This window comes from Campylobacter sp. TJR-1 (assembly GCF_032840035.1).
In the GTDB taxonomy this organism is placed as follows: Bacteria; Campylobacterota; Campylobacteria; order Campylobacterales; family Campylobacteraceae; genus Campylobacter; species Campylobacter fetus.
In genome coordinates this window covers 276,955-284,630 of the sequence record NZ_JAWIZX010000002.1, presented here as the reverse complement: position 1 = coordinate 284,630, position 7,676 = coordinate 276,955, and the positions used below count along the sequence as shown (strand labels likewise).

At 34.1% G+C, this 7,676-nt stretch carries 5 protein-coding genes and 1 pseudogene; 3 read left to right on the top strand and 3 right to left on the bottom strand.

The window, feature by feature from the left end:
- Positions 1 to 251 precede the first annotated feature (251 nt).
- The gene (locus RVY88_RS03400) at positions 252 to 728 is read left to right on the top strand and encodes a hypothetical protein (protein WP_002848148.1); all 477 of its coding nucleotides are present in this window, start codon (positions 252 to 254) and stop codon (positions 726 to 728) included.
- Here RVY88_RS03400 and RVY88_RS03395 read toward each other — a convergent pair.
- Positions 725 to 2,026 carry a hemolysin family protein gene (locus tag RVY88_RS03395; RefSeq protein ID WP_162167272.1) on the bottom strand — a complete coding sequence of 434 codons (1,302 nt, stop codon included), beginning with the start codon at positions 2,024 to 2,026 and terminating at the stop codon, positions 725 to 727. The genes RVY88_RS03400 and RVY88_RS03395 overlap by 4 nt on opposite strands.
- A 345-nt stretch (positions 2,027 to 2,371) precedes the next feature.
- Between RVY88_RS03395 and RVY88_RS03390 the strand changes: the two genes are divergently transcribed.
- Positions 2,372 to 3,967, top strand: a complete 1,596-nt coding sequence (locus tag RVY88_RS03390; RefSeq protein ID WP_002848144.1) for an L-lactate permease — start codon at positions 2,372 to 2,374, stop codon at positions 3,965 to 3,967.
- A gap of 90 nt (positions 3,968 to 4,057) precedes the next feature.
- On the opposite strand, the gene RVY88_RS03385 is transcribed toward RVY88_RS03390, so the two are convergent.
- Positions 4,058 to 4,864, bottom strand: a complete 807-nt coding sequence (locus RVY88_RS03385; protein WP_162167248.1) for a M48 family metallopeptidase — start codon at positions 4,862 to 4,864, stop codon at positions 4,058 to 4,060.
- Between the two features lie 7 nt (positions 4,865 to 4,871).
- Positions 4,872 to 5,840, bottom strand: coding sequence for a putative transporter (locus tag RVY88_RS03380; protein WP_002848139.1), 969 nt, complete (start codon positions 5,838 to 5,840; stop codon positions 4,872 to 4,874).
- A 159-nt stretch (positions 5,841 to 5,999) separates the two neighbouring features.
- Between RVY88_RS03380 and RVY88_RS03375 the strand changes: the two are divergent.
- A pseudogene (locus tag RVY88_RS03375) lies at positions 6,000 to 7,671 on the top strand (anaerobic C4-dicarboxylate transporter).
- The last annotated feature ends 5 nt before the right edge of the window (positions 7,672 to 7,676 follow it).

Genomic DNA, 7,676 nt, shown 5'->3' with positions numbered 1-7,676 from the left:
ATTTAAAAAACATCGAAAATAAAAAGGATTTCTAACTAGAAGAGTTAAAAGGTCTTTCCCGTTTCGTGAGTTGGAATTATACAAGAGTAGTGCTTAAAGGAGGCTTAAAATGGTAGATAGATTGCAAAATAATTAGTGCAATTATGATATTTAACTAGATTTATAAATTATATATACATTATTAAGATAAAATAGTATTAAATTTTAGATTATAATAAAAATTTATTTTAAATTCTAATAACGAGGTTTATATGCTCAAAATAACACTGCCCTGTAATGAATTTTTAGATGAATATGTTCTTAACTACGAAATATATAAATTAGCAAACATCAGTTCAAATGCTTATCTATTTTGGAAAAACGGAGTTTGCGCATCATATCAAAATTCAAAAGCGGTATTTTTACACAAAAAATCAATTCCAGTCAAATACCAAATTTATTTAAAAAGCTGCTCAAATTTAAACGGATTTGTTCTTTCTAGTGCATTTTGCTCATTTACCGGACTTTCTAGTTCTCACTTAACAAAATCGAACGGTTCAAATTTATATGATAAATTAGAGATTAGAAATATAGCTAAATTTAAATTTGTAAATTTGAAAAAGCTATATGATGACTTGGGGCTTGATTATAAAACGCATATTTATATAGAAAAGTGCAAGTATTTTTCGCCTACTCCGTTAGAAAAGCGTATCAAACTTACTGATACGCTCTGCCTTGGGTATTATTAAATAAAATTGTTAGAATCTTCGGATTTAAGAGTTGCTTTTACTGTTAATATGCTAGTTCCATCCATTTTCAGAACTTCATAAATACAGTTTTCATCTTCAATCGTATCACCGACCACCGGAAGTCTTTCAAAAAGATTAAATACATATCCGCCTATAGTAAGCTGTTCTGTTTCTTCATCAAAGCTTATCTCCATAATCTCTTCAACGCTTTCTATATCAAATCTACCGTTAAACTCATAACTATGCTCAGAGATTTTTTTATAACTTTGATTTTTATCGTCGTGCTCATCGTTTATGTCGCCTACTATCTCTTCTATGATATCTTCCATAGTAAGAAGTCCTGCGGTTCCACCGTACTCGTCGACGACGAGAGCTGCTGAAATTCTATCTTTATTCATCATTACCAATATCTTTGAGATAGAGCTATTTTCAGGAACAATTATAAATTTACGTACGATTTTATCAAGATTTGTGTTGTGCCCGATTAAATCATTTTGGAGAATATCTCTTATATGTATCATACCTAAAACAACGTCCTTGCTCCCATCTATATATGGAAATCTAGTAAATTTACTATTTTGGATAACTTGCATATTTTCTTCAAAACTCTTTTGCTTATTTAGACATATAACATCTTTTCTAGGAGTCATGATCTCTTTTGCAACCGTATCGCTGAAATCTACCGCATTTTTGATAATTTCACTTTCCATGCTATCTAAAACGCCGCCTTTTAAACTCTCTCCGACTATAATTTTTATCTCCTCTTCAGAGTGAGCAAGCTCACTATCTTTGGCTGGTTTTATACCTATGAGCTTTAAAAACATTCCAGCCATAAAATCAAACATCTTTATAATAGGAAAAAATATAATCCAAAAGAAATATAGCGGTCTAGCTATAATAAGAACTGCTTTTTCTGATTTTGCTATAGCTACAGACTTTGGTACAAGCTCACCTAACACGACATGCAAAAAAGTAATAATGCTAAAAGCTATAATGAATGATATCGTATGAACAGCTACTCCTTCTATACCGAAGTAATTTTTAAGAGGAGATACTATAACATTTGCAACCGCCGGCTCACCTATCCAACCAAGAGCAAGCGAACTAAGGGTAATACCAAGTTGAGTAGCGCTAAGATAAGTATCTAGTGAATTTGACATTTTGTAGGCGAGTTTTGCATTTGGGACTCTGTCTTTTACAAGCTCTTCAAGCCTTGACTTTCTGACTTTAACAATACAAAATTCAGATAAAACGAAAAAGCCGTTTAAAAATATAAAAACAGCGGCAAGTATAATCATAAGAATGGGTTCCGTGTCCAATTAATATCCTTATTTAGAAAAAATTTTTCATATTATATCAAATTTTTTTACAAAAATATATTAAACAATTCATAATTCAAATTTCAAACTTATAAAAAGTAAATGTGTGTTATTTTTACGATATGTTTCAAATTTAAACAATTATAAATTTAAACTATATACTTAAAATATTTTATAATAAACTATTAAAATATTGCCTAGTATGTAACAAATTTAAACATATTAACTATTTTTTTTGATAAATTGAATAAGTATTCTTTATAAAACTTAATTTTTTTGATATAGTAACACCATAGCTTTATAAAAAAATTATAAGGAGACTTAATGACTAATGAAGTAAATTGGCTACATGCCGCTATTAGCGGGCTGCCTATTATTCTATTTTTTACAGCCTTAGTATGGCTGAAGCTAAAAGGTTGGGTGGCCGCAGCAGCTACGGTTACTCTAAGTTTTATCATAGCTATCACACTCAATGATATGTCCGTGATCAAGGCTTTAGCGTCGTTTGCAGGCGGATTTTTAAAAGGCTTATGGCCTATTGCGTGGATTATAATCGCCGCAATATTTTTGTACAAACTTTCTGATAAGAGCGGATACTTTAACGTATTAAAACATAGTGTAATGAGTATAACTCCGGATCACAGAATTCAAGTTATATTGATCGCGTTTTGTTTTGGCTCGTTTTTAGAAGGCGCTATCGGATTTGGCGGACCTGTTGCTATAACTGCGGCTTTGTTAGTTGGACTTGGCCTTCGCCCTTTATACGCTGCTGGTCTTTGTTTGATAGCAAATACCGCTCCAGTTGCATTTGGCGCTGTTGGAATTCCTATTATAGCTATGGCTCAAGCTGTAAATGTCGATCAAAACGTTATCTCCGCAATGGTAGGAAGAATGCTTCCGCCTGTTAGTCTTTTTGTTCCGTTTTTCATCGTATTTTTAATGGATGGATTTAAAGGAGTTAGGGAGACGTTTCCTGCTATATTTGTAGCTACTATCAGTTTTGCGGCGACACAGTTTTATAGTTCAAACCATATAGGACCGGAACTTCCAGATATTATTTCGGCGATAGTATCCATCATAGTTACATCTGCATTTTTAAAAATTTGGAAACCAAAAAATATATTCAGAGTTGACAGAAGCGAATATAAAGATGATGGGCAATTAATACCTTTAAAAGATATTTGGTTAGCATGGGCGCCTTTTATTATACTAGTAGTAGCCGTAATAATCTGGCAGATTCCTAGTTTCAAAGCACTATTTAAAACCGGAGGGATGTTTGAGTTTACCGGTATGACATTTGTCATATATGAAGATATAAAATTTAGACTAGACTTAATACTTACAGCAGGTACGGCTATACTTTTAGCCGGCATAGTGAGCATATTTATACTAAGCGTAAATGCAAAAACAGTCGCTTTAGCAGCCAAAGATACTTTAAAAGAGATGAAAATTCCGGTACTTACGATAGGTCTGGTGGTCGCTTACGCAGTTTTAGCCGAAAAAAGCGGTCAAGCAAGTCTTATGGGAACGGCTCTTGCTCAAACGGGCGACGCGTTTGCATTTTTCTCACCTATTATAGGTTGGTTAGGAGTATTTCTAACAGGCTCGGATACTAGCTCAAATTTACTATTTGGATCACTTCAAGTAGCAGCTGCAAACGCACTTATGAGTGCACCTGATGCGACAATCAAGCAAGGTCTTGATGTACTGTTTTTAGCAGCAAATACGTTTGGGGGCGTAGTAGGTAAAATGATAAGTCCGCAGAGTATCGCTATAGCGTGTGCAGCTGTTGGTTTGGTAGGAAAAGAAAGCGATCTATTTAGATTTACAGTAAAATACTCGATAGGATTCATAATAGCTTGTGGCGCTATAACTTATATAATAGCTCACTGGCTACCATTTATAATCCCGACTGCTTGATCTTAGCTATAAATTTGCAGTATAAAAGCTGCAAATTTAGATAGGTTAATTTACCTAAATTTTAAATTTAAAATAAAACCGATATAAAAACTACTTTTGTGAATTTAGATATAAAGGTTCTACTTTTTTAATGATATTTTTTAAGTCGTTTATTCTAGTAGAATGAGATGGGTGAGTGGAAGTTATCTGTAAAGCAGATGATGAACTTAGTTTTGACATCTTTTCCCAAAGAGTTATCGCAGAGCTTGGATCAAATCCAGCTCTTGCCATCAATTCGGCTCCCATAGCATCTGCTTCAGTCTCATTTGATCTAGAAAATGGAAGAGTTATCGTATATTTTATAGCTAAATTTGCTAAATTCATACTAGCCTCATCAAGCCCTAAAAGCTTACCTCCGATCGTGATAGCTGCATTTTTAGCTAAATCTATACTAGCATTTTCTCTGCTATGTTCTCTTAAGGCGTGAGAGATCTCGTGACCTATTATAGCAGCTAGTTCATTGTCATTTAAATTTAATTTTTCTATTATTCCGCTATAAACTACTATTTTACCTCCTGGCATACACCACGCATTTACCGTGCTTTCATTTATCACATTTACTTGCCAATCCCAACTCCTAGCATCACTTCTAAAAGCACCGACTTGCGATATAAGTCTGCTTGATATATCTCTTACTCGTTTGGTTTCTTTGGTGTTGACATTTAGCTTGTTTTTGTTTTTAGCTGCTATTAAAACTTCATTATAAGCATCTTTAGCACCGACATCCATCTGCTCTTTGCTTACTAAAAATAGCTGAGAATGGCTAGCTTGAGAAACCGTCGGCTTTGTTGAGCTGTAAAAACATCCGCCTAAAATCACTAAGCTAAAAGCCAAAATAGCAACAAAATTACTCTTCATTATAAATTTATCCTTTAAATTTGATATTCTTCTCAAATTCATCCAAACGTTTATGAATACTTCTAAGCTCAGTTATAGTAGTCCAATTATCTATAAATACACTAAAGCTGCTTCTTACTTGATCAAATGCGTTGCTAACTTGCACTAAAATACCAAGAGTGATGAGACCCGTAAAAAGCCCTGCTCCCATTATCATAAAAGGTACTATAACCATAAATTGAGAAAATGAGATTAACCAGATATTAAAGTAGCCATAATGCAAAAACAGTCTGTAAAAATTTATCCTAAGTCCGGTAAATAGCTCTACAACGCTCTCATTTTTGGCATAATTTATCTTATCATCTTCGGCATATACAAGCTCTTTTCTAAATGCAGCTTCGCTTCTTTGTATGTTATACTCTAGTTTTGGTAGCTTGATACCGACAAACCATGATATTACGAGTCCTCCGACGCTAACTATAAGCGCTACCCATACCAAAGATCCTGGGATATCTTTTATAATAGGCACGTCAACACCTTTGCTAAGTCCCCACAAAACAGGTATAAAAGCTATAAGAATCATAATAGCTCTAAGAACTTGAAGTCCTAAAGTCTCTGTTATCTTAGCAAATCTATAAACATCTTCTTGCATACGCTGGCTAGATCCTTCTATATCTTGTTCACACTTTCTCCAGATATCCACATATGAAAAAGTCATAGCTTCACGCCAACGAAATACCCAATGACTAGCAAAAAAATTAGTAAGAGTAGCGATAATAACATAAGGCATAGCAATAAATAAAAATTTCCAAATTCCGGCCCAAAACTCATCTATGGAATGTTCTTTGACATTTTGTAAAATATCGTAAAAATTTTTGTACCAATCATTAATTGCTACATTTAATCTTGTTTGAAGAACTAGCGAAATGACTATCACAAGAAGTCCGCCATAAGCCCAAAGAGACCACTTTTTACTTTTAAAAAACGATGAAAACATCTATAAACCCTTATAAATTTAGCTGATTATAGCACATTTTTTACAAATTTATTTTTTATAAATATTAATAATTAATATGTATTTGCAGAGCATTTAAGTAGAATTTAAAATTAATAGGAATACAATTATTACTAATACTTTTTAAATAAGGGAGAAACGATGGATTTTCTAATAAATCTAAGTGAAGGTTGGCAATTTACAATTCAACTTTTAATTGTGCTTATTTGTCTATTTTACGGTGCGAAAAAAGGCGGTATAGCTTTAGGACTTCTTGGCGGTATAGGCCTTATAGTTCTAGTTTTCGCATTTGGTATACAACCGGGAAAACCTGCAATTGCAGTTATGCTAACAATACTCGCAGTAGTTGTAGCAAGCGCTACTTTACAAGCAAGCGGCGGACTTGATGTGATGCTGCAAATAGCAGAGAAAGTACTGCGTAAAAATCCAAAATACATAAGTATTTTAGCTCCGTTCGTAACTTCTACTCTTACTATACTTTGCGGAACGGGACACGTTGTTTATACAATGCTTCCTATCGTTTATGATGTGGCCATCAAAAATGGAATTCGTCCAGAACGTCCTATGGCTGCTAGTTCGATCGCTTCTCAAATGGGTATCATTGCGAGTCCGGTTTCTGTTGCGGTTGTGACTTTAACAGCGTTTCTTATAAGCGCAGATCATCATCTAGCTGGATTTGACGGTTATTTAGATCTTCTTAAAATAACAATTCCTTCAACATATCTTGGTGTTTTATGAGTTGGAATGTTTTCTTGGTTTAGAGGAAAAGATCTCGATAAAGACCTTGAATTTCAAGGAAGAATTAAAGATCCTGAAGTAAAGAAATACGTGTATGGAGACGGCACGACTCTTCTTGGTAAAAAACTTCCAAAAAACAGCTGGGCCGCTATGTGGATATTTTTAGGAACTATAGCCGTAGTTGCTACACTTGGATATTTCAAAGACCTAAGACCGGCTTGGAATTCAAATAAAGACGGTGCAGTAGTTCAAATCGTAGCTACATATCCGACAGAGCAAAAGATCTTAGAAAAAATCGTTTTAAAAGATGCAAAAGCTGAGGTTTCTGGCTCTAGCATAGATATTTCAGGTAGTAAAGTTAAAAATATTGCAAACAATATCTCAGGACTAACTATCACACAAAAAGACGGTTCAAAACTAATGCTTTCTCAAAATGAGCAAGGTAGCGTTATTTATACAAACGTAAAAGGCGAAGTAAAAGAGTATCCAAACTCAACTATTTCTTTATCAAATAAAGTAGCGAAAAACTACGCTAAGCATGGTTGATACTATTCAAATTTTTATGCTTTTAGCAGGAGCTCTTATCTTAATCTTTACTCCTACAAACGCGGGAAGCATAGGTAAAAACGAGATTTTCCGCTCAGGTATGATAGCCTTGGTTGCCGTATTTGGTATATCATGGATGGCTGAGACTATGTTTGGAGTGCATACTCCTATGATGAAAGATATGCTTGGTGGAGTTGTTACTCAATATCCTTGGACATACGCCATAATGCTACTTTTGGTATCTAAATTTGTTAATTCTCAAGCTGCAGCTTTAGTTGCATTTGTTCCTCTTGCTTTAGGAATAGGCGTTAGCCCAGCTATAATTTTAGCTTTTGCTCCCGCTTGTTATGGTTATTATATTTTACCTACATATCCAAGTGACCTTGCGGCGATACAATTTGACCGCTCAGGAACCACACATATAGGCAAATACGTTATAAATCACAGCTTTATTATTCCGGGGCTTATCGGAGTTATAAGCTCTTGTATATTTGGATATATATTTGCTGGACTTTATGGCTATCTATAATATAT

Excerpts from the sequence above, each read along its gene's own strand:
- RVY88_RS03400 (WP_002848148.1), top strand. The coding sequence starts at position 252 with ATGCTCAAAATAACACTGCCCTGTAATGAATTTTTAGATGAATATGTT.
- RVY88_RS03395 (WP_162167272.1), bottom strand. The coding sequence starts at position 2,026 with ATGATTATACTTGCCGCTGTTTTTATATTTTTAAACGGCTTTTTCGTT.
- RVY88_RS03390 (WP_002848144.1), top strand. The coding sequence starts at position 2,372 with ATGACTAATGAAGTAAATTGGCTACATGCCGCTATTAGCGGGCTGCCT.
- RVY88_RS03385 (WP_162167248.1), bottom strand. The coding sequence starts at position 4,864 with ATGAAGAGTAATTTTGTTGCTATTTTGGCTTTTAGCTTAGTGATTTTA.
- RVY88_RS03380 (WP_002848139.1), bottom strand. The coding sequence starts at position 5,840 with ATGTTTTCATCGTTTTTTAAAAGTAAAAAGTGGTCTCTTTGGGCTTAT.